Genomic DNA, 21042 nt, shown 5'->3' with positions numbered 1-21042 from the left:
TTGGGCGTGGGTTTGATTGATCGCCTGGATCGGCGAGGATTCCTTGGGCTTGCGGCTGTGGCGCTCGCCGCTTCAACCCAAGCGCGGGCTCAGACATTGATCGCTGGCACGCCAGAGTTCGATTCCGGGTATCTGCGCAACTCGATTGCCGAGGCCCAGGCAAGGGCCGACGAAGAGGCGCGAGCGCAGGCGACGCCGGCAGATCAGCAGGAAGCAGAGCGGTGGTGGCAGGCGCCGGTGGCCTCCCAGCAAGACTGGCGCAGGGCGCTGCTCTCCGGTGAGCGGTCGATCACTATGCGGCGAGATGGCGCCCTTCGTCGGGTTCGCTACTGCACACAGGACGGCCTTCTGGATCGTGAGGGTTATGCGCAAGCCTGCATGCTGCTCCGCGATGTCCAGGCCGGAAAGCTGGCTGCAATGGATCCAGGGCTCCTCGATCTCCTTTGTGGCATGCAGCGCTGGGCTCAGCACAATGGCCGAGAGGCAAACTTTGAGATCTTGTCTGGCTTCAGATCCCTACAGACAAACAGCGCAACCGAGGGCGCGGCGCTGAATTCGCTGCATCTATACGCCAAGGCAGCAGACATCCGTGTCGAGGGCATTTCCAGCTCTATGCTCGGCGCTATGGCCAAGCAGTTCAACGTCGCTGGCGGCAATGGAATCTACGTCAACCGCGGGTTCGTGCACGTCGACACCGGTCGGTCTCGGACCTGGATCAGCACTGAGTCGCGAAAGCGAGGCTGACCCCCCCCGACTGCAGACAAGAAAGCCGCCCATGGGCGGCTTTCTGATATCTGGAAAACCACTGACCTGAAACCTGGTACGTGGCGCTGCTGGTATCTCAAACGCCAAGGATGGCTTGAGGAACCAGTTTGGGTTCAAGTAGTGACTTCAGTACTTGTGGCATTCTTCTTGGGAGCGCGTTTGCGGGGCGGCTTCGGCTCTTTTGGCTTCCAGGAGCCCGATTTGAAGATGTCATTGACACCGCGGGCTGTGGCCTCCGTCTGCACGGTCTGACGCCACTCTTCGAGCATGACGCCGCGGCGCTCAGGTGGGTTGGCAAGCAGGGACATCTTCAGGTAGTGCATCAGTCGGCCGACGGCCGGAGAAACGCGCGAGCCAGGCGATTTCAGCCAGCGATAGGTGGCCGACGACTCGGAGCCGAACAGGACAGAGAAGCGCTTCTGGTCAACGTCCTGGATCTTGTTGATGAGATCAAACATCTCCGGGGCTTCCGGAAACTTTGGGATCACCGACATTTCAGGGTGCTGGTCGAGGAAGCGAATCAGCAGCGCAAGCGTTGGGTCACGCAGAGGCTCGTTGGGAGCCTGGCGTACAACGTGCATCCACTTGGTGATGGACATGCCGAACAACCAGCAGGCATCAGCAGTCAGCATCCCATGCATGATACGGATCGAATCGAGGTCCTTGCCAACTACTGGCCGGTCTGTTGGGATCATGAATACTCCTGTTGTCGCTCAAAAGAGTGGGATTAGCTGAAAACATTCACCAACGTCTAGAAAGTATTTTGACAGGTGGTGTATGTGATATAGAATCTCTAACTAGATGGCTCGCTTATGGGCTCTTTGCCATATTCGTCAATGGTGCAAATGATATGCGAAACGCTGTCCGCACGCAAGACGAAAGTGGTGCGAAGTAGATATCTTATTTTGAGGTTCTCACATGACCCTTGCTAAGCCGCCAAACTCGGCCTCAGTCAAGCTGACTTCGTTTTGCTTGTACCGAGTGCATGGCACGCCAGGAACCCCTGACGCCCAAATTGAAGTCGTTGCCGGCGCTGAAGCTGGCCGCTTCACCGAGGACGGAAAAATTCAGCTGCTGCTGAAGTCGGCGCCGTTCCACTCGGACGCTTTCGGCGAACGCGCACCGAAGGACGGTGAAGGTGTATTGGCCCTATACGGACATCGCGATGCCCTGCAGGAGTTGCAGTTTTGGCGTGAACGCGCTCGACACTTGCATGCTCAGTTCGCCTATATCGACTACGAAGTCAAAGTCGGCGAAATCTCGCAGCAGCTCGTCAATCGTGCCATGCTCAAAGACACCGGTGATGCCTACGGTTTCTTGAATATCCGTCGCATGCAGGCCGACTTCCAGAAGGAAGTGCTCCACAGGTTTCAGGTCTTCATCAAGAAAGAGGGTGGCGACTTCTCCAAGGAAATGGATCGGGTTTCGCAGATCGCGCTTCGCCCCGACCTGTTCGCCAAGTGGCTCGCCGCTGACGCAGATGTACGTCATGTCAAGGTGATGGTGCTTCCGGTTGCCGACGATATCGACGCGCCAGGTCGCATCAGGCAAGTCGCCCTGATTCGTCCGGATGTATGCATCTTCAACACCACGCAGGGCGATGAACGCTGCGAGATCCTGTTCCCTTCTTGGATGAAGGTGCACGGCCTCGCCGATGCAGTGCATCACGAGGCCAAGAAGAAGAAGTAAGGCCTCGACATCCAAGCCTCAAGGGCGCCGCCGGCAAATGCCGCGGCGCCCTTTGTCATTGGCGCCTGGCGCTTCAGATCGGCCGCGATAGACTGTATGGATGCACAGTAGTATTCAAGACGTTGATTTTGCGCAGGTCGCCCCTGGTGGCGCAGCTGTGTCCGCCGGCGTCGATGCCGTCACTTTCTCTGTACAGGCCGGATTCCCGAGCCCGGCCGAGGACCTGGGTGGCAAGCGAATCGACCTGAACGATGCCTTCGTTCGAAATCAGCATGCCACCTACCTGATGAGGGTGAGCGGCGCTTCGATGCGAGATGCTGGTATCGATGACGGGGACGTCATCCTGGTGGATCGGTCAGTCAAACCTTCTCACCGCCACATCGTGGTCGCCATCGTGGATGGTGAGTTCACGGTCAAGCGTCTCTGGAAGATGGGGTCGAACATTAAGCTGAAGGCCGAGAACCCGACCTTCCCCGACATCGTGCCCAAGGACGGCCAGGTCATCGAGATTTGGGGCGTCGTCACCACGGCGGTCAAACAGTTCTCGATCTGAGGGGACCTCATGTACGCCCTCGTCGACGGCAACGCCTTCTACGTGTCCGCAGAAAGGTCGTTTCGCCCATCCCTCCAGGGCCAGCCTGTCGTGGTTTTGAGCAACAACGATGGCTGCGCCATCGCCCGGAGCAACGAAGCGAAGGACCTGGGCATAAAGATGGGTGAGCCAGCGTTCCGCCTCAAAGAGCTGGAGCGCACCGCCGGCCTGATCTCCCTATCGGCCAACTTTGAGCTGTACGGCGATGTGAGCGAGCGGATGATGGCCATAGTCGGGTCCTTCGCCCCTCGCCAGTCCATTTACTCCATCGATGAGTCGTTCCTTGATTTCGCAGGGGTGAATAAGGATCTCACCGAGATCGGTTGGGCCATCCACGCCAAGGTTCTGATGTGGACCGGCATTCCCACCTGCGTCGGATTCGGGCCGACCAAGACCCTTGCCAAGCTGGCCAATCACATCGCCAAGTCGGCGGAGCGCAAGCCGGGCCTGTACCCGGCACACCTTGCGAAGGTGTGCCATTTGGGCGAGCTGGCTCAGGAGGAGTTGGACAAGCTTCTTGCCGTGACACCGGTGCAAGAGGTCTGGGGCGTCGGGCCGCGAATCGGGGCCCAGCTCGAGGCAGCGGGGATCCGGACGGTGCTCGACCTGGTGCGCGTCGACGTCGCGACGATCAGGAAGCGGTTTTCCTTGGTGCTCGAGAAGACGGTGCGCGAGCTGCAGGGCGTCTCGTGCATTTCCATTGATGAGGTGCCCCAGCCTCGCCAGCAGATCATGTGCTCGCGTTCATTCGGACGTCCGGTGATGTGCGAGGCCGACTTGATCGAGGCGAGCTCGGCGTTTGCCTCCCGGGCGGCCGAGAAGCTGAGAGGCCAGTCCAGCTTCGCCGGCGCCGTTTCGGTGTTCATCCGGACCTCGCTATTCCGACTGAAAGACGCCCAGTACAGCGGGAGCATCACGGTCCCGCTGGTCAGGCCGACCTCGGACACTAATCTGATCGTTTCCGCGGCCACCCGTGGGCTGCGAGCCATATTCAGAGAAGGCTACCGCTTTGCCAAATGCGGCGTCATGCTCGTCGACCTGCAGCCTGAAGGGCTCGCGCAGGGGGAACTCGATCTCTTTGTCGAAGGCGGGGCAGGGGAGGGCGCCCACGAGGAACGCCGCGACCGAAGCAAACTGATGTCCGCGATGGACCAGGTGAATGCCAGGTACGGCCGCGGGTCGCTGCACGTGGCCAGCACCGGCGTGAGCCAGGAGAAGGCGACTTGGTCGATGCGGCAGGAGAGAAGGACGCCGCGCTACACCACATGCTTGAACGAGATCCCGATTGCACGCGCCTAAGTAGCGCCCAGCTTGACGACTACAAAGCGGTTCTACAAAATCGTCAACGGCGCCTCCCGGTGCGCCAGCCGCTCACGATGGCGAACGTACGAACCGGTCGGATTCCTAGGGTTTGCGCCTCCAAATGTTCGTCACCTCGCGCGCCCTTGAACAAGTGAGCTGTTCATCATTGCGTGGCGCGCTTGGAGACCAACAATGGACCAGGCCCTGCAAGCCGCCGCCGATGAGGCGGGTATCGGCTATATCAATCTCACGTCAACACTTGTTCCCAGGCTCGCGGAATATTTGCTCGATGCTGTCAAGCGGCACGCGAAAGCGCTTCGAAAAAAACTACCCAGCAGTATGCACACCCAGTGCCTAGAGGCGCTTTCGGTGTGCGCAGGATTTGCTCAGTGGCACGCGATGCAGACCACCCTGCAGCGTATGGCGGACTCCGAGAGCGTCGACCCATCGTCGATGGCGCCGCTAGCAAAGTGCCTGCGGATGCTGATTCAGTTGCCACCAGAGGTTCCCCCAAATGAAAAGCAAAAAGCGACACTGGAGAGGTTCGCTTCCGAGCTCGCCACCGAACTAAAGGCCTCGGAGCCAGTAGTCCGCGACGCATTGGCTTTTGTCTACGGGGCCAAGGACTGGGGCGGACTTTCTGGGCGAGACATCTCAGCGTCGAGTTCTCCCCTGTACGGCATCCGCCGCTGGGATGGCCGGATGGAGCCGCCAGGCGAGGCCTCCTTTACCGAGTCAGCTGCATGCCGGCGGCTTGTGGCACAGCAAGACGCTTGGTTCTTGCAAGATGAATTCCCCAATGAAGAAGCCAGGCGGCCTCAGCCTGACGACGCCGTAAATGCGAAGGAGCTTGCGGCATTGCTCGACAAGCGCCAAGACTTCCTGTACGGCTACCTTGTCTTGGGTCAGGTGCTCAAAGATCGAGGGGACGAGAAATACATGACCGTGCTCGCAGATGGCGTGCGTCGAGGAATGCAGTTGTTGGAGCAGCATGGCGTGCGATCAATGAACTGGGGAAGCTTGAGCAATCGATTTTTCCACCGCCTCTTGTACGCCTTGATGGAGGCAAGCGAGGAGTTGAATCCAGCTGACGCCGTGAAGTTAGCCGAGTGGCTAATGGCACTCAACCCAAGCGACAACTTGGGAGTGCGGGACCACTACGTTCGACTCCGGACACTGGAGCTGATAGACAGCAAGACGGTCAATTCTCGCCTGACTGGGCTTGGCGCATGGATGCCCGGGGTGCGCGGGCATTTCCTTATCGGGCTGTTGATGCTTTCCAGCAAATCCGAAATGGCGCGCACGTATGCGCTTGAGCATTTGTTGCTGGCGGTGTTTCAGGCTCCGGCGCTTAGGGAGCTGGTCATGAAGCGTCGCTTCATGGATCCGAGCGCATACCCTGAAAAGTTCCTAGTGCCTGTTTCGCTGGATGAAATGAGCTACCTGGCAGATCAAGTCAGTTGGTGGTCTGAACACGAACCGTCGACGCTAACCTTGGCGAGGAAATTATTGAAGAGTCCGGAGGTGGTCCAGGCGGAAGCCGATATGACTGCCCTGCGTCTCGAGGATCCCAGTAGGTGGCAAGCAGCATGCACAGATATAGCTCTCCGAGTGGCTCATTCGGTCTGCGTAAAGAGGAAGGGCTGAGGGTGCTGTCGGCAGATCCAAGCCCAACAGGGCCGAGTGAGCAGCACCGCCCGGCGGCAACATGTCGCCAAGCGGTGCCGGCTTCTCTCAGGATCAATCCTCCTGGTGCTCAGGGCCTCGTTTCAGAGAAACCCAGATTCCTGTCCCGGTCTCGCTGCTGACCATCAGCTCGGGGTAGGCCCGCACCATGTCCGAGAGGGTGGGGTACCCGAAGGACTTGGGGGCAAAGGCTGGGTCGGTCCGCTTCAGGTACTGGCCCAGCGCCCCGAGCCCAATCTGTCCGTCAGGGGTGTCAGCGGCAATCAGTGTCACGGCATTGATGACCGCCTTGGGGCGGCGCCTAGCCGGCGGCTTCGGGGCCTTCTTCTTGGCGCCGGCTTGGTTCGGCGCACCAGGTGCAGCTTCCTGCGGGACCCATTTAAAGAATTGGTCGCTGGCATTCCGGAGGGCATCTGGCGATTTGGCCTCGCCGACGATATGAACCGTGCCGCCGCGCTCTCGAAGTTTCCGGCACAGATAGGCGAAGTCCGAATCGCTGGTGACCAGGCAAAAGGTGTCCGCGCGATCATCGAACATCGCCTCCATGGCATCGAGAGCCGGCGCGATGTCGGAAGTGTTCTTTCCGGCGGCGTACTGGAATTGCAGGCACGGAGTGAAGGCCAGGCGAACCAGGGCGTCCTGCCACTTGTTGGCCAAGGTCGTGTGGTTGCCGTACCCGCGGCGCAGGACCAGCCGGCCGAACTGGGCGACGACGGTGAGCGCGAACTCGAGGATCTCCGGAGAGGTGTTGTCGCAATCCACAAGGACGGCGACCCGGGCCTCGGTGCTCTTTGTGTTGTTGGTCATCGCAATCCCTCTATTCGTTTTCGACGTGGAGCCAGCGCCCCGCGAAGCGTTACACGAGCCGCCAGGCTATCGATTGGGAGCGATCTGCGCGGTAGTGGGAGCCCATCGGCATACCTACCGGCCAGCATCAATTCACCAGAGGAACCCACGAGCGGCCGGGTCCGGTGGTGAGTTCTTGCGATTCAAACCACAAAAGGCCCAATTCATTAAACACCAAGATCACCGAGCGTCAAGTTTTCGAGCCCGCGACCCGGAAATAGGTGCTCACATAGAACACCAAAGTAGCGGTTTGACAAGGCGCGACTTTGGTGTCGCCATTTGCAGCGTCCCAATGCGCGTCCAATCCACGTCAAATCGCTAGAAATCACCACGAGAGCCCATGTCCCGTGGTGAATTTTGGTGATTTGAGGTCAAAACGTAATGAAGTCAAACACCAAAGTCGGAGACTGTCCACTCGGCGGCGTGCTTGATGCTCAGTTGATGTCTAGTTGATGCTCAATCGATGTCTAGTCGATGTTCAGTCAGCAGCAAAACCTGGGAAACGTCGGATTTTGGGCTCGGGATGTTCAAGTGGTGTCCAGTTGATGTTCAGTTGCGCATCAATCAGGCCCTTGGCCACGTCTCAGCCCACGAGGAGCCCACGGAACGGCGCGTGGAGCACCGGCATTCGCTGCCAAGGCGCTGGCCGGGCGAGCGATTTCGGCGTCCTCAGAGGGCTTCAGCGTCCTCAGGAAACAGCCAATTCGAGCCACGGACGCATTCGCCAAGCCAGGCTGATCTCGTCCCGTGTAACGCTATGGAGTTGACAGCGCTTTGTCCCTGTAACGTGGGCAGAGAAAAAAGAACAAGGAAATCGAGAGACGTGAAACGGATATCGAAAGACGACTTCTTAGAGCTCAAAGGCAAGACGATGTCGAGCCACCACGTCGCCAGGGAACCAAGGCGATGAACCCACAGGCATCAGGAGAGCAGGGATCAACAAGACAAGGCCCACCAAGAGGACGGGCATCAAGGTCTATGTCATCGATGGCGGTCTTGGGGTAGGGCTGAATGGTGGAGGCGAAGAGATCGGCCCACCAAAGCTCAGGTCAACTTCACCCACCCAGCCGAACCCGACCCAGCGCGCAGCACCTCACCCGCCCTTGCTACCTGCACCACCGGAACTCGACCGGCAGGCCTGACAGGGGCACCACGGCTAAGTCATCCCGTGTAACAAAATGTAAGCAAACCCGCCGTGAGGGCACTCGTTGCCGGAAATGGAAAGGCCCGCAGTAGCGGGCCTGTGCTCAGAGCGTTGCGCGGGATCGGCGTCGTGGGGGCGAGCTGCTGGCGCCATTGGCTGGACCGGACCCACCGAGGTCGAGTGCCATCTGACGGTCCTCAGCGTTGGTGGCGAGCTTGCTGGGGATGATCCGGTTAATCACCGCAAACATGGAGCGCTCGGAGATCGTGACGTCACAGGCGGTTGTCCAGGCATCACGGAAGGGTGTCGGGTGCGCCGGGATCGTCGCGACCTCATGCCGGATTAAGGCAAGCGACCGCAGCGCCGCTTCGTCGGACCCGTCGCCCAGACCGCCCAGCGCGTCGATGGTCTTCAAGAAGGCGATGGCGCCGGTGGTGTCGGTACGAGGAAGGACGTCATCAGGCCTGCCGGGCCCGATGCAGTGCTGAATCGAGAAGATGGCCGCGGCCTCGGTACTCGCAAAGGTACCGGATTCCACGAGGCCTCGAATCAAGGCTTCCGTGTTGTGGGCGATTTCGCCAGGACTGACCTCGTCGCCTCGGCCAAGGAAGATGCGGCGCTGCATGCCGGAGGCCATGGTCGACACAAACGAGTCAACCGAAATATCGAGCGGCCTCAATTCGCCCATCCGGGCCCGCACGCAAGCAAGGAAACTGGCGTCGTAGCGATGCCTGAACATCGAGTCCGGCATGTGGCCGGCAGTGGAGCTGGTGTGCACAAGGCCGGAGGCGGCAGCCGTGGACTGCGCCATCATTCCGAGCAGCTGTGGCCGCAACTGGGGAGCGCCTTGCATGGCACACCAGAAAGGAGGGGTCGGCTTCGAGTCACCGGACGCCTTGGCTCGCAGATCATCGAGCTCCATCACCGAACCGAGGAACTCGACGCGCGGGCCGATGGCTCGCAGGAGGGATCGGGCAAGGACTTCACGGGAGACCTTTGGGTCGGAACGGATGCCACCCTTGCCTGCTGCCTGGTCACGGACTCGAATCATGGGCTCTGACATTGCTGCGATCACACAAGGGTTGACCGCGAACTCAGTGAGGCTCCTCATCAAGGCCTGGCTGTCCAGGCCCAGCGGAATCGGAAAGTGCCCAGGGCGCGGCAGGCCGCCGTGAGGCGTAGTGGCTAAGGCTGATGCGATGGTGGTGAATTCGATGTTTCCGGAGTTCCTGACGGGAACGAGGATTGCCGGGTGCATCAGCACAGGGTACTCAAGGAGGATGCTGCTGAGCCGCAGGCGCACCGCGTCGACGAGCGCCGGCTCCATGGAGACCTGGGGGCCTCCGAGAATCCGAAGGCACAACGTCACCTGGACCGGGATCGATGCCGGTGAACTGCTTCCGCGGTGGAGGGAGTCTGCGGCTGGCTGGTTTCGGAGCATCTCACCGTTGCCGAACATGCCGTCGTAACCTTTCCCGGTGCCGCTGAGGCCGGCATAGAGATCGGCAGTAGACCTGGTGAGCGGCGCCGTATCGCAGAGCAGTAGATGCTCAGGCAATTCTTGGTCGGCGTGGCCTCGGTCGAAGGCGAATTCCTTGGCTTGGATCACGCGACCAGAAAGCTCCGAGGCCAATGCTGCAAGAGCTTCGGCGCCGGACTTGCCTGATGCGATCTCTCGGGAGACCAGGGAGTTCAGATGGTGCAAGTCGATGTTGTCGAGCATGTGCATGAGATATTACATATGCGACAACACTGCAATACCTGGGGATCAATAGGACTCCGAATCCTGATTCGCCGGCTAGGCCGGCATTCGCGGACTCTCTTACAGGCCTGCTCGGGAGACCCTATGCCGCGTCGAAGGCGCGGGACCCGTTGCTGTTACGGAACCAATAACCTCAATCATCAGACGCTCAGTCCTGTCGATTTCCAGGGCCTGGACCCATCCAGGCCCCAGGGGCTGGGCTGGATCAACGAAATCAAGGTCATGCTTGCGTAGGGTCCGGATGAAGCCTAAGGCAGCGGAGACTTCTGTTTCGGGCTCACACTGAACTTGCTCCCGAATCCACCGGGCAGCCGAAACGAGATCGGTGCTCAGTTTGGTATCGACCAAAAGATGAGCCAGGGCTACAAAGTGCTTCTCAACCTCGTCTGCGGAGCGATGCACAGGCCCTTGTTGAGCGACCATGTCGCCAAGAACTACGGACTCGACCAAGCTTGAGAATCCTTGAGCAACAAGCGCCCGGGAATCCATGCTTTGCGCCCTCATGAGCCCAATGAAATCAGGATCCACGGCACCCCAGGCAGGTCCAGGCCCGTTTCCGGTGGAAGAGCCACCGATGCCGCAAAGCCGCGCCATCGCGGATGTCAGATATGGGGCAAGGACTCCTGCACCAGGTCCGACATCGATGGCTGACCAGGCATCCAAGAAGATTCCTGCCTTGGAACCAGGATCTGCCAGGCGACCAAGCTCCCAGAGCGAAACCAGATTTCCAATTACTGCGCCGAGTTCGCGCTCAAACTGATACCCGGCATGGATAGGGGTCCGGAACTGAGCAGCCTTGAGTTGCCCACGATGTGTCAATTGCGACGTCGTCAGACCCAGCCTGGTAACGGGGTGATTCGCAAAAGCGGCCAGCCGATCAAGAGGAGCGGCGCCGGCGGGCCAGTCAGAGAACCTTGGGAGATGGCCGTGTGTCGAGGTGCAGATCGCGTGAGCCAAGGAGGTCGTTTCCGTCGTCTTGCCATCCAGAGACCTGACCCTCACTCGGATCCGCGGGTGCATCAGCACCGGATGTGACAGCAGCAACTCATTGAGCACCAGCTGAGCGCGCTCGCCGGCGCCGGGGAAGTAGCTTTGAGCCGCCCCACCTGCAGGCATCGAGAGCGCGTGCAGGCAGACGATCACCCTGTCAGCGATTGACGGCGCCGGGCCAGACTCAGCCCAGAAGCCGGGCTCACCTGGGCGCGCGGCCTGGTCCCAGGCCAGAACCGCCCGATACCACTCCTCTTCACACGTGACCGAGTTGCACTCCGGGCCCAGGGCTAGGTCAGCGCTGGTGAAGCCGGCGAGCAGGAAATGCTTCGAGATCGGCCCGTCCAGGCCCGCATCGGAATCGGCAATAGCCTCGAGCTCGTGAATCAACGAATCCGGAGCTGTTGCAGGGGACTCGAGGCGAAGCGCATGCGGGCCGCCGCGGGCTGTCTTGATTCGACGACTGATGTCACTCATGCTGGGCTAGTTGTGGAACTCAATGGGACTCAATGAAACTCAGAGCGGCCGCAGGTGTCGCGCCGCGCGCAGCGAGTCCACCAGCAAGGGCACGAGACCCTGATCCCTGACATAGACAGCCAGGGCCTGGATCAGCGCCGGGCCCGTGAAGCAGACCACGCAGGCGGCGGAGCGACGAAGAATGTCTCCCATGCGATCCTGGCCAAGATAGGAGCCGCCTTGGACGAGTCCCTGCAAATCACGCCTGGCGAGACCCACGCAAAGCAGGATCACATTGCACATGAGAACGGCACCGCAGAGCTGCAGCCCGGACTCGAAGATGGGTTTGACGAACTCCACCAGCTCCCGCGCGCGCTGGCCGGCCGCAGCCATGGTGAGAGACTGCCTGGTGATTTCAGCGGCAAGCGCAGGCGTGGCCGTGATGGCCAAAGGCAGCACAACCAGGCCGCGCGCACGCCGGAAAATGCTCGAGATCGTCATGCTGCAGATGAGATATCACCTCAGCATCAACCGCGCAACTCAGATCGCGGATACCAGGGGCGCCAATGAAAAAGCCTCCCTGAGGAGGCCTTGAGAATCGGTCCAGGCCCGAAGAACGGGCTCACGACGTCACAGCGACTTGATGAAGTTGGCGACGCAGCGCTCAATCGTTTCCGACAAGAGGGACCGGCGGTCGTCGGTGGCCAGGCCGGAGCACAGGCGACTGTTCGTCGCGGCCGTGACGATCTTGGTCTGAACAGGCTTCACAGCCGCGGGCTTGATATCGGCCGGCTTCTTCTTGCCGCCGGGCTTCACATCGCCCTTGGCATCGGCTTTGGCGGCCGAGGCCGGATCAGCGGCAGCCTCTGGCTTGGTATCCGCGTCATTGACGACCACGTTGAAGGACTCGAACAGTTGCAGCATGCCCTCGGACTTGGCCAAGGTCGTGCGACCCTGGTCCATCACCGTGCTCCAGCCGCTGAACTGCGCGTACACGACGTAGCCGTTCGGATTCGATTCCCGGTCAACGATGGTGTGACCAGCGGCCTGAAGCTGGTTTGCAACCGCCCGGCGGATCGAGTTGGCCGTGACGCCAAAGTAGGGGAGCTCGGAGCCATTGAACTGCACCTCAATGGACACATTGGCCGCGGAAGCGCTCATGGAACTGATGGACAGGGCTACGGCGACAGCAGAGAGGAGCTTATTCATGATGCTGAGAGATTTTCTGGATGATTGACGCGGAGAGCCACAGTCTATTGGATATCACATGCACCTTGGAAACACAAACGCGGCCGAAGCCGCGTTGATGCCACAGAAACTTGCCGAGCCCCTCAAAGAACCCTGGAGCGCCTGGGCCTTGATGTGGAGACCGGATCGGCCGTGGGATCGGCGGAATCAGCGGAATCAGCGGCATGGCCAGCGCCGGCGGCATCAATCGTGTCCCGCATCACCTTCTCGTGCACATAGGGCTGCAGGGCCTGGACCCACGGAGATTCCTCGGATGACTGGCAGCGCGCCAGGCGGGTCCGTAGGTCCTCCAGATCGACGCCAGCGCAAAGCCAGGAACCGATCATCCGGTTGGCGGTGGACACCGTGGCCTGGTCGACGGCCGTCGAGAACGGAAGAGCATCACCGGGCTTCGGAAACACAGCCTTCATGATTTCGATGGTTGCCGCGGACTCGTCAGGCACCCCACCGATCTCGACGAGCAGCGACTTCAGGCGCTCGAACCGGGCCTCCGGATCCGTGGATCGCTGGATTGATGCCCCAACCTTGTCGTGGAAGATGCCGGGCGCGTGCCACAAGACGGGCCACAAGACGGGCCTCAAGTTGAGCGCGTTTGGAGGAAAAGTCGGCGAGCGACGCACCTCAGAGACCAGAATTTCCCTGTATAGCCGCGAGGCATCGGCATCGGGCTTGATCCAGAGGCGGCGCAAGGAGTCCCCGAGCAGCCTCAGGAAGCCGGAGCTATCCCCATCGCGCCCGATGAACAGCGAGGCGCCCTTGGTGTGCTTCTGACGTAGCCGATCAAGCTGCAGCATAGAAGCCGCAAGCCCAGGCCTGGAGATGCCCGTCTGAGTGATGTACCCCATCATCGTGAACCCTTGAGCTGACCCACCTGCTGCGTGGACGCCTGGGATGGTTGGGGCCTTGGCGCGGATGCCGGCAGCAACGACCGGGTGAGCCGCGAAGTCCACGAGCTGCTTGCTAGAGATGTCGTGCGCGGTGATGGGCATGCATGCCAGAGCATTCGAGCACTTCGCAAAGAACATCGCCATCGAGTGAGGCTCGGTTGGCTCGCGGTCAGGGCCCTCTACGCGTCGATTCCATTCAAAGGCTAGGCGCGGATGCATCAGAGCCGGAAACTCGACCAGCAACTGGCTCAGGCGCCTGGCGGCAAGGACTTGAATCCAGGGCTTCGAAGTGAGGAAGACGGTGTGCACCTGCAGGCGCATGCACGCCAGGGCCTGGACATCAGGCTCAGCATTCGGATCCACTCGTTCCGCAGTGGCAACCCAGGGCTCCGATGGGACATGCTGACGCGGATCCACGGGAGTTCGGGTCTCGCATGCCTTGCGAAGCTTGCGCAACTCGGCGCCGAAGCCGGCCAGCCGCATGAGGTCACCCAGGTGCTCAAGACGATCACGGTCGGCGGTGCTCTCGCCAATTTCAGGGCCTGGACGCTCAACCAGATAACGGCGAGCTCCCTTCCCTTTCACGTACACGCCTGAGCCGGGCCTGGACCCGATGATCGAGTCGATGAAGGCGTCCGCCTCCCTTGGCGATGCCTTGAAAACGTCTGCGAGATGTCGAAGCTGGTCTGGAGTCATCGTCGCCTCACACTATCCTGTTGCGGCGCGCGCGGCCGGCGGGCGCGTCATTGCCTGAATTGCCTGAGCCGGGCTGAGCAACCATGCCACATGGGATCTTGGCGAACACACTCTCCATGCTCTTGGTGGCTGAGTGGATCCGCAGTGCGTTCATCCAGACATCAGCAGCCTTGGCTGCCTCGTTCCCAACCTTTGATGGAACCACTCCGTAGGCGTGGAGCGCATCCAGGAAGCCAAATGCGGATTCCATGGGGACATCGGGTCCTGCCCACATGGGATCAGGGCGACCGGCGCCGATGGCCACGCGGCACAGCAGCTGGGCGGCTTGAGTTTCACTGTCTGTCAAGCCTACTGCGGCAAGAAGCTTGATGGTTCCGCGTGTGCGATCACGCAGGTCGCCAGCATCTACAGGAGCACCTCCTACGTTGAACAGATGCTTGTCGATAGAGGCGCAAAGACCCAGGCCGAGCTTTCCAGTCATACCTGATAGAGCACCTTCCTGGACTGAACCGTAACTGGCCACCGTCCACTTCGATGCGGCTGACTCCTGCGATTCAATCACCTTGTCGGCGAGGCTGAAAGGCGCGGGAAGAAGAAGTGTTTGAGCGAGCTGGCCAAGGGAGAGGTTGGAATTGCGGCCGCCGGTGGTGGCTACATCCCAGAAGATGGCGATCAGGCCTTTGAAGAAACCGTCGCGGTCGCCTCCGACACGGTACCTGTAGTCGACCAGCGGACGCCCGTTGTGCAGCGTGGCAAGGTGACTGAGCTCGAGCAGGGAAGCCAAGAAGGCGCCGCGGGTGGCGCCAGATACCGCCGGCGTAGCGGAGTTTCCGAAGGCGATGCACAGCGGCGTGCGGCCGCGGACGGACGACTTAGGCACTGTGGTCTGCGGGCTGGCGTTGCCGATCCCATTCTGCACACTGGTTTTGCCGGTAAAGATCCGCAGCTCGCGCTGGGTCAGACCGTGCACCTGGCAGGGCAGGGCGCCGAACGATAGCTCAGCAATGGCGCAAGGGACCGTCGAGAACTCGTAGCCAGACACCGTCTTCACGCCGACCAAGATACGTGGATCCATCATCACGGGATGGTCGACCAGCAGGCGGCTCAGCCGGCGCTGGACCTGGTTGTAGGTGAACTTGGAAGGCTCGATCAGATCGCCGCCGTCGGCCGAGTCCTCCTCCATCTTGCGCAGCATGGCCAGGCACACCGTGACCTGCTCGGCCGGATGCTGCAGCTCGGGCGGAAACTCATAGATCGTCTCGAGCTCGGACATCGACTGCAGCTTGGAGATCGCTAGGCCGGTTACCACCGTCGTGGTGGCGCCGCTGACCTCTATGTCACCCGCCATCTCCTCGGTCTTCGTGGTCGCGTTCAGCTGCCCCAGGCGCTTGCCGAGCGTCAAGAAGCTGCTCGGAGCTTCGCTGATGGCCAGGTCGCTGATCGCCAGGAAATCGTCTCTGCTGATTGTTGATAGGGGCTGCATCGTTTCTAGGTCAATTTTTGAAGAGATCGCGTTTGTTCGCAGGGCGCGCAGTTGATGCTCAACTGATGCTCAACTGATGTGTTCGAGGCCGAGCGACTGGGAATGTTCGGCACAGAGATGCTCAATTGATGTCCAATTGATGTTGAATTGAGCATGAACTCGGGACTCTGAGTCCGACTCCAAGTAAGACTCGGAGCGGGCCTGGACAGGAGCGAGAGTCCCGAGTCCGGTTTCGGAGTCCCGGTGGGTGATTGGATGGGCGATTGGATGGGTGATTGGGGCGCGGCGGAGGCCGGTTCGAGCTCGAAAGGCGCTGACGTGGCTGACGTGGCTGACGTGGCTGACGTGGCTGACGTGGCTGACGTGGCTGACGTGAGCCGCCTGGCGGAACCTGGCGCCCGCCAGGTGAGTTGACGCGAATGACGCGGCGCCCGCAGGTCCCATGGAGTTCATACAGGCGCCGGCGAACGCGCGCGGCGCGCCGGTTCGCTGGCCTCGGCTGATGCAGTTGATGCAGCTGATTCAGCGGCCGCTGGCGCTTCGTGGATCTGCGCGATTCGGGTGGACATGACCCGGGCCCGGCCGGCGGCCAGCGCCTGGTCGAGTTCACGCCGATGGATGCAGGTCTCGGAGTTCGCGCGCTCGACGGCATCGTCGTAGCGCGCAGTGACGACGCGGGCGCTGACCCGGATGATCGTGGCCAGGCGGCCAGACTTTTCGACCTTCTGATCCATGAACTCAGTACGACGATGTCGCAGGTCCAACGCGACGGCTTCTGGCCTGAAGCGCTTCCAGAACTCGAAGGCATCGTCGCTCAGCGACACGGCGGGCACGAGCAGCTTGCCGGCTTCTGCCTCGATGCGCGAGTAGAGCGCGCGGGCCACGCCGCGGCGCCTGAAGGCGGCGTGCACGACAACTTCCTGAATGGTGAAGCTGCCGGCCGAGTCGGTCCAGGCCGATGCCTTGCCGACGACGACATCGCCAATCTTGGCGAAGTAGGCGTGAGCGCCGAGGTGGCGCTCAACGACGATGCTCGAGGCATCGGGTTCCATGTCCAGGCCCTTAGGGCTTGAGCGCGCGACGCACACGGCCGAAGACCTGCAGCTGCGCTGCTGGAGACTGCGAGACTTCCTCTATCTGACGTCGCATGCATGCGGCGATCTCGGGGCCGTTTTCGGCGGCACCCTTGCTGGGGGCGGGCGCAGAGGTCGCAGAGGTCGCAGTAGCCTCGCTGGGAATCCGCACTGGGATCCTGGCCTGGCGAGCCAGACGCTTGAACGACTCGAGATCAGTGACCTCAGCCAGGCGCTTCGGGGACCTGAGCAGGATGGGCCCGAGGTTCGCCATGGTGAGATCCTTCTTGGGAAGGCGGCTTAACTCAATGACGCCGGCCTCGACAAAGGCGAAGCGAACTGCGCGGACAGCCGACCTTGAATCCATGGTGGCTTTGCGCTCAGCCACGCGGAAGTCGACATCAAGCGTCGGGATGTCAACAGCCAGTGATTCCCAGTCGATGGAGAGGATCAGCTTGTGCACTTCCTTGGCGTCAGCTACGTTCCTATACCTGGCCCCAGCATCCAAAGGGTCTTGGCGATGCACGATGGAAGCGCAGAAGTGGGCGAAATTTCTGACCACGAATCCAGCATCCACGGATGGCGCCGCCAGGAGGCCATCCTTGGCCGAGGCAGCAGCCGCGATGAGCATCTTGCTGGCAACCTCGGGCTTGTGCGCGTCGGCAATAAATCGCATTGCGCGCATCGGAACCTGATGCCCGTAGAGCGAGAGACGAGGAGCCGCGATGGTGAAGAAGTCCTTGATGAGGTCGAACTGCTGAATGCGCTCGGAGAAGCCAGCGATTTCTCGTAGTCGTTTCTGAAACTGTTGATAGTTGAGACTGATATGCGCCAAGGGATTCCCAAGGCCGGCTAGGTTCTCTACGGCCTTCTCGAGGATCAGCTTGAAGTGCTCGTCGTCAGCTCCTTTGAATCGAACTGCGCGATCCCAGCTGAAGCGCACGCGCAGCTCCGTCATGGCTTCGCGCGGCGGCATCCAATCGAGATCGAAGAGCCTCCTGATGGAGGCGAGGCGGTCCAGCGCCAGTCCACGCAATGCATGCGTTGTATCCGGGGCGTATGCGAACCGCTCAATGCTATTCGTTGCAGTGTCCGCCATGTCCTTGGTGATGACAGCGCCGTGCTCCCACGGACCCGGCAGATGAGCCAGAAAGCCCGGGACCTTGGAGCTCAATTCGAGAAGGATCTCCTTGAAATCCGGCTCCTTCTTGAGGTCTCTAATCAAGCCCTGCAGACAGCCGAACTGAGCAATGGAAATCGTGTCCCGCAACTCGATGGGATGCCGACTCATGGAGATGGCAACCTCGTAGGCCAGGCGAAGATCCTCGTCAGCCGCTTCTCTGATGAGGGCGCCAAGGTCATGAACGTATCCTTCGCTCCAGGCAAAAAACCCAAATTCTTTCTCGTTGGAGGCGACGAGATGGCTCACTTTCCTCAAGCACATGGCCGCAGTTTTGGCCGTGAGCAAGTCCGGATTGGTGGAGCACCGAACCTGCCTGAGGACTTCACCAAGTTCAGTGCGCGTCGACTTGGCGGTGATGCCGTCAAGCATATTGGCGACCTCAGCGACAGCGTCAAACGGCTCGGCCACGGGAGCTTCGGCGAGAGTTGTCTTGGCGACCCCCACGAACGCGATAGGCTCATCCAGGGCAGAGATCACGGCAAGAGAGGGGCGTGTTGAGGTCGTCATGATGCTTTCGGCGTGTTCCGAATGGAATTGGAAAGAAGAGACCGCAACGAGAGGGTGCGAATCGCAGTGTACGAAATATCACAAACACTGTCAATATGATGCCTAACTGTCCCATGAGTTGGTATGCTTCGCAGATGAGTACCTCAACGCCGCCGCCACCACCAAAGCCCGATGAGTTTCCAGTTCGATTGGGCTCACTCATCGATGACGGACTCGAGGTCGACGTCATGCGCACCCGCTACAAGAACGGGCGCCTGGCCATCTACCTGGTCCACAACAACACGCCGTGGGGGCAGATCAGCGTGAACGTGCCAGAGGCCAACATCTATCCCGACATGTTCCTGGCCAAGACTGTCGACGAGAACGAGTCCTTGCGCGCGCCCCTGCTCGGCTCCGGGCTATTCGAAGACACAGGCGTGCGAGTCGAAGTTGGATTCCTAACCCTGGAGCTATGGCGCCTGGTTGCTCAGGACGCCATCCAGGCTCAGGAAGAAACCGAAGCGTCAGAAGTGCACCCGCGAACACTTCACTGAAGCCTAAACGGGCCCTTTTTGCAGATTTCCGGGCCTTTGGACGCGATTTCTGCGGAGCCCTGAGCTATCTTGACATTTATCAAGAAACGCTAGAACGAACATGAAGAACCGTCATGAAGACTGAGCCGCGGAAGCATACGGGCCCAGAGCACAAGTCAAAGCCCGGCATCGTCGACGTCAAGCGGCCTGGCTTTGCCAAGGCTCGTGTGGACACCTTCAAGCGGTATAGCGCGGTCAGGATGGGTATCCTGCTGCTTGTAGGGCCGCCGGTTGAAGGTTCGAGGTCCTACTTGCTCACTGTGCGCTGCGCACGCAAGCACGAGTTCGACATTGCATCTCGAAACCTGGCGCGCGGAATTTGGTGCGCCGAGTGCGCCAGGATAGAGACCGACCTGCTCAAGGAGGCTGAACTGAAGCTCTTGCAGGCCCATGCACAGAGAATGGGAGGCCTGTGCCTATCCGGCGCCTACAAAAGCGCCAAGGTGCCCGTTAAATGGCGCTGCTTCGCCGGTCACGAATGGGGTGCCAACTGGGACAACGTCAAGAACAAGAATTCGTGGTGCCCCATTTGCCAGAAAGCAGCACCTCGGCCTGGCCGAGCTAAAAAAATACCCAGATGAAATCGCGCGCAAAAGACAAGTCCAGGCCCAAATAAGGAACTCATGCGTGAAGTCGACGCACAAAAACGCCTACAAGAGGAGCGAGGCCACCAAAGTGAAATGCGCCGACAAGGTGACGGTTTGACAGGACTACCGTATTAACCCCAGTTGAATCGCCTTCAACACTGACTGGTACTTGCTGGTGCAATTCAACTTGATGTTTGCGTTACCAATATAGGCAACGACAGCTCTCTCGGAAATCCCAAGGATCACGCCGACTTCCCAGGCCGTTTTGCCTGCCATGGTCCACCTGAGGCAGTCGATCTCTCGTGGCGTGAGGTGCACTTCCTCCTGGATCGTGGGCCTGTTGGTCAACAGTCGCCAAGCGGACTCTTGTGCGAAAACGGAAAACAACTGCAGCTTGGCGACATGTGAAGTCAGGACCTCTCGGCGCTCGAGAAGCTTTTCGTCACGGTCGATCCCGAACATGAAGTGGCGCCCACCACCCAGATGAAGCGCGATGGTCATGCCCGATTTGTAGCCGTACTGCGCTTGTATCTCCCACAATTCGCCTAGGCCGATATTGGCATATGTTGACTGATCCCAGACAATCGGCGTGTTTTGAGTTTTGCAGTGCCGACAAATTGGATCGAATTGCTTTGACTCAACGTCGTTGTATATTTCAAGGTAACTGGTTGGAGTGTTATCGACGGTGATTAATTCTATGCCGTCGTGTGGCAAATCAGTAATGGCAGAGGCTGCCATAATATCGCAGTCGAGGCTATTAGCAAATCGAATCAGCACCTTCTTCATATCTTGAATACTGGAGACTTCAAGTATGGATTGGTTAATATCGGTAAAAATTGAACCGCAATTAGTTTGATGACTCATCTACAGATCGATACTATTGAAGTATGCCAACTTCGATAAAATGTGACGCCTCGACACAAACATGCCCAGACCAAGTAACTAAATGAATACATCAGGAACAAGAGGTTCTGCGCCACAAATCCTTGTCGACAAAGGGATTTTATTTAGTATGGTTGCGAAATCAACTATAGATTTGCTCGAGACTGATATTAAGAAACTAAGGAGGCCTTTAAATAGGCTCAGAGATCCTTGGTCCGGATCGAAACTGCAGGAAGTTGGCAACATACGATTTGTGGTCAAGCAGCAATCTTGCTTGGCTCCAGGAAAGAATCGCATGATCGCCTCCTCACAGTCCGGCACGATATCAGTGGACACGGCCAGGTACCGAGGGAGCAGAAGAGCAGATCTGCTTGCGCATGAACTCGGTCACGCTCTGTTTGGTCACTGGCCAACGCACTTCACTTCTCGAAGTCTAAACCGCGCAATGAAAGTATTCAGGGCGTGGAGACTGGAGTCTCGCAAGGTGAGCGGCAAGCATTGTGCCCGAGATCGATACCTATCCAGGAGTCACTTTACACAATACGGACACCCGACGGCGATGAGGTCGAGATGGCCTTGTCGGACACCAACAGTGAAGCTGGAGCCTGTGTTTCCAGGATATCGCTCTTTTCGGCGCATATTTGGGCCAAATAATGCCGGATTCCACGAGTTCATTGCTGAGGCTTTTTCTT

At 59.7% G+C, this 21042-nt stretch carries 18 protein-coding genes; 7 read left to right on the top strand and 11 right to left on the bottom strand.

The window, feature by feature from the left end:
* The first annotated feature begins 6 nt into the window (after positions 1 to 6).
* Positions 7 to 744, top strand: a complete 738-nt coding sequence (locus tag WG898_RS18395; RefSeq protein ID WP_339604264.1) for a YcbK family protein — start codon at positions 7 to 9, stop codon at positions 742 to 744.
* A 134-nt stretch (positions 745 to 878) separates the two neighbouring features.
* Here the strand turns inward: WG898_RS18395 and WG898_RS18390 are convergent, their stop codons facing one another.
* Entirely contained in the window at positions 879 to 1460 is a 582-nt protein-coding gene (locus WG898_RS18390) for a hypothetical protein (RefSeq protein ID WP_339604263.1), read from the bottom strand.
* A gap of 223 nt (positions 1461 to 1683) precedes the next feature.
* Here WG898_RS18390 and WG898_RS18385 point away from each other — a divergent pair, with 223 nt between their 5' ends.
* The 4 genes from WG898_RS18385 (at position 1684) to WG898_RS18370 (ending at position 5995) form a co-directional block, all read left to right on the top strand.
* Positions 1684 to 2454 carry a hypothetical protein gene (locus tag WG898_RS18385; RefSeq protein ID WP_339604262.1) on the top strand — a complete coding sequence of 257 codons (771 nt, stop codon included), beginning with the start codon at positions 1684 to 1686 and terminating at the stop codon, positions 2452 to 2454.
* Between the two features lie 100 nt (positions 2455 to 2554).
* The gene (locus tag WG898_RS18380; protein ID WP_339604261.1) at positions 2555 to 3007 is read left to right on the top strand and encodes a LexA family protein; all 453 of its coding nucleotides are present in this window, start codon (positions 2555 to 2557) and stop codon (positions 3005 to 3007) included.
* A 9-nt stretch (positions 3008 to 3016) separates the two neighbouring features.
* Positions 3017 to 4345 carry a translesion error-prone DNA polymerase V subunit UmuC gene (gene umuC / locus WG898_RS18375; RefSeq protein WP_339604260.1) on the top strand — a complete coding sequence of 443 codons (1329 nt, stop codon included), beginning with the start codon at positions 3017 to 3019 and terminating at the stop codon, positions 4343 to 4345.
* Between the two features lie 195 nt (positions 4346 to 4540).
* Positions 4541 to 5995, top strand: coding sequence for a hypothetical protein (locus tag WG898_RS18370; protein WP_339604259.1), 1455 nt, complete (start codon positions 4541 to 4543; stop codon positions 5993 to 5995).
* Between the two features lie 93 nt (positions 5996 to 6088).
* Here WG898_RS18370 and WG898_RS18365 read toward each other — a convergent pair whose 3' ends face one another.
* The 9 genes from WG898_RS18365 to WG898_RS18325 form a co-directional block, all read right to left on the bottom strand.
* Positions 6089 to 6841, bottom strand: a complete 753-nt coding sequence (locus WG898_RS18365) for an NYN domain-containing protein (protein WP_339604258.1) — start codon at positions 6839 to 6841, stop codon at positions 6089 to 6091.
* 1286 nt (positions 6842 to 8127) lie between these two features.
* Complete coding sequence (locus tag WG898_RS18360; RefSeq protein WP_339604257.1) at positions 8128 to 9747, bottom strand: hypothetical protein; 1620 nt, start codon at positions 9745 to 9747, stop codon at positions 8128 to 8130.
* 99 nt (positions 9748 to 9846) lie between these two features.
* Positions 9847 to 11253, bottom strand: coding sequence for a hypothetical protein (locus WG898_RS18355; protein ID WP_339604256.1), 1407 nt, complete (start codon positions 11251 to 11253; stop codon positions 9847 to 9849).
* 39 nt (positions 11254 to 11292) lie between these two features.
* Entirely contained in the window at positions 11293 to 11733 is a 441-nt protein-coding gene (locus WG898_RS18350; RefSeq protein WP_339604255.1) for a hypothetical protein, read from the bottom strand.
* A 129-nt stretch (positions 11734 to 11862) separates the two neighbouring features.
* Positions 11863 to 12441 carry a hypothetical protein gene (locus tag WG898_RS18345; protein WP_339604254.1) on the bottom strand — a complete coding sequence of 193 codons (579 nt, stop codon included), beginning with the start codon at positions 12439 to 12441 and terminating at the stop codon, positions 11863 to 11865.
* Positions 12442 to 12563: 122 nt separating this feature from the next.
* Positions 12564 to 14063 (bottom strand): hypothetical protein, encoded by a 1500-nt coding sequence (locus tag WG898_RS18340; protein WP_339604253.1) that lies wholly within the window; start codon positions 14061 to 14063, stop codon positions 12564 to 12566.
* Positions 14064 to 14070: 7 nt separating this feature from the next.
* Positions 14071 to 15546 (bottom strand): hypothetical protein, encoded by a 1476-nt coding sequence (locus WG898_RS18335; protein ID WP_339604252.1) that lies wholly within the window; start codon positions 15544 to 15546, stop codon positions 14071 to 14073.
* A gap of 449 nt (positions 15547 to 15995) precedes the next feature.
* Entirely contained in the window at positions 15996 to 16598 is a 603-nt protein-coding gene (locus WG898_RS18330; protein ID WP_339604251.1) for a GNAT family N-acetyltransferase, read from the bottom strand.
* Between the two features lie 10 nt (positions 16599 to 16608).
* Positions 16609 to 18309 carry a hypothetical protein gene (locus WG898_RS18325; protein ID WP_339604250.1) on the bottom strand — a complete coding sequence of 567 codons (1701 nt, stop codon included), beginning with the start codon at positions 18307 to 18309 and terminating at the stop codon, positions 16609 to 16611.
* Positions 18310 to 18443: 134 nt separating this feature from the next.
* Between WG898_RS18325 and WG898_RS18320 the strand changes: the two genes are divergently transcribed.
* Both WG898_RS18320 and WG898_RS18315 read left to right on the top strand, forming a co-directional pair.
* Positions 18444 to 18842: a hypothetical protein gene (locus WG898_RS18320; protein ID WP_339604249.1), complete on the top strand. Its 399-nt coding sequence runs from the start codon at positions 18444 to 18446 to the stop codon at positions 18840 to 18842.
* A gap of 113 nt (positions 18843 to 18955) precedes the next feature.
* Positions 18956 to 19462, top strand: coding sequence for a hypothetical protein (locus tag WG898_RS18315; RefSeq protein WP_339604248.1), 507 nt, complete (start codon positions 18956 to 18958; stop codon positions 19460 to 19462).
* 129 nt (positions 19463 to 19591) lie between these two features.
* Here WG898_RS18315 and WG898_RS18310 read toward each other — a convergent pair whose 3' ends face one another.
* Complete coding sequence (locus WG898_RS18310; RefSeq protein ID WP_339604247.1) at positions 19592 to 20332, bottom strand: helix-turn-helix transcriptional regulator; 741 nt, start codon at positions 20330 to 20332, stop codon at positions 19592 to 19594.
* Positions 20333 to 21042: the final 710 nt, after the last annotated feature.

The sequence above is a fragment of the Paucibacter soli genome (assembly GCF_037482845.1).
Lineage (GTDB): Bacteria > Pseudomonadota > Gammaproteobacteria > Burkholderiales > Burkholderiaceae_C > Paucibacter_B > Paucibacter_B soli.
This window is presented reverse-complemented; position numbering and strand designations above follow the sequence as displayed.

Coding starts and splice junctions, on each gene's coding strand:
- WG898_RS18390 (WP_339604263.1), bottom strand. CDS start 1,460: ATGATCCCAACAGACCGGCCAGTAGTTGGCAAGGACCTCGATTCGATC.
- WG898_RS18385 (WP_339604262.1), top strand. CDS start 1,684: ATGACCCTTGCTAAGCCGCCAAACTCGGCCTCAGTCAAGCTGACTTCG.
- WG898_RS18380 (WP_339604261.1), top strand. CDS start 2,555: ATGCACAGTAGTATTCAAGACGTTGATTTTGCGCAGGTCGCCCCTGGT.
- umuC (WP_339604260.1), top strand. CDS start 3,017: ATGTACGCCCTCGTCGACGGCAACGCCTTCTACGTGTCCGCAGAAAGG.
- WG898_RS18370 (WP_339604259.1), top strand. CDS start 4,541: ATGGACCAGGCCCTGCAAGCCGCCGCCGATGAGGCGGGTATCGGCTAT.
- WG898_RS18365 (WP_339604258.1), bottom strand. CDS start 6,841: ATGACCAACAACACAAAGAGCACCGAGGCCCGGGTCGCCGTCCTTGTG.
- WG898_RS18360 (WP_339604257.1), bottom strand. CDS start 9,747: ATGCTCGACAACATCGACTTGCACCATCTGAACTCCCTGGTCTCCCGA.
- WG898_RS18355 (WP_339604256.1), bottom strand. CDS start 11,253: ATGAGTGACATCAGTCGTCGAATCAAGACAGCCCGCGGCGGCCCGCAT.
- WG898_RS18350 (WP_339604255.1), bottom strand. CDS start 11,733: ATGACGATCTCGAGCATTTTCCGGCGTGCGCGCGGCCTGGTTGTGCTG.
- WG898_RS18345 (WP_339604254.1), bottom strand. CDS start 12,441: ATGAATAAGCTCCTCTCTGCTGTCGCCGTAGCCCTGTCCATCAGTTCC.
- WG898_RS18340 (WP_339604253.1), bottom strand. CDS start 14,063: ATGACTCCAGACCAGCTTCGACATCTCGCAGACGTTTTCAAGGCATCG.
- WG898_RS18335 (WP_339604252.1), bottom strand. CDS start 15,546: ATGCAGCCCCTATCAACAATCAGCAGAGACGATTTCCTGGCGATCAGC.
- WG898_RS18330 (WP_339604251.1), bottom strand. CDS start 16,598: ATGGAACCCGATGCCTCGAGCATCGTCGTTGAGCGCCACCTCGGCGCT.
- WG898_RS18325 (WP_339604250.1), bottom strand. CDS start 18,309: ATGACGACCTCAACACGCCCCTCTCTTGCCGTGATCTCTGCCCTGGAT.
- WG898_RS18320 (WP_339604249.1), top strand. CDS start 18,444: ATGAGTACCTCAACGCCGCCGCCACCACCAAAGCCCGATGAGTTTCCA.
- WG898_RS18315 (WP_339604248.1), top strand. CDS start 18,956: ATGAAGACTGAGCCGCGGAAGCATACGGGCCCAGAGCACAAGTCAAAG.
- WG898_RS18310 (WP_339604247.1), bottom strand. CDS start 20,332: ATGAGTCATCAAACTAATTGCGGTTCAATTTTTACCGATATTAACCAA.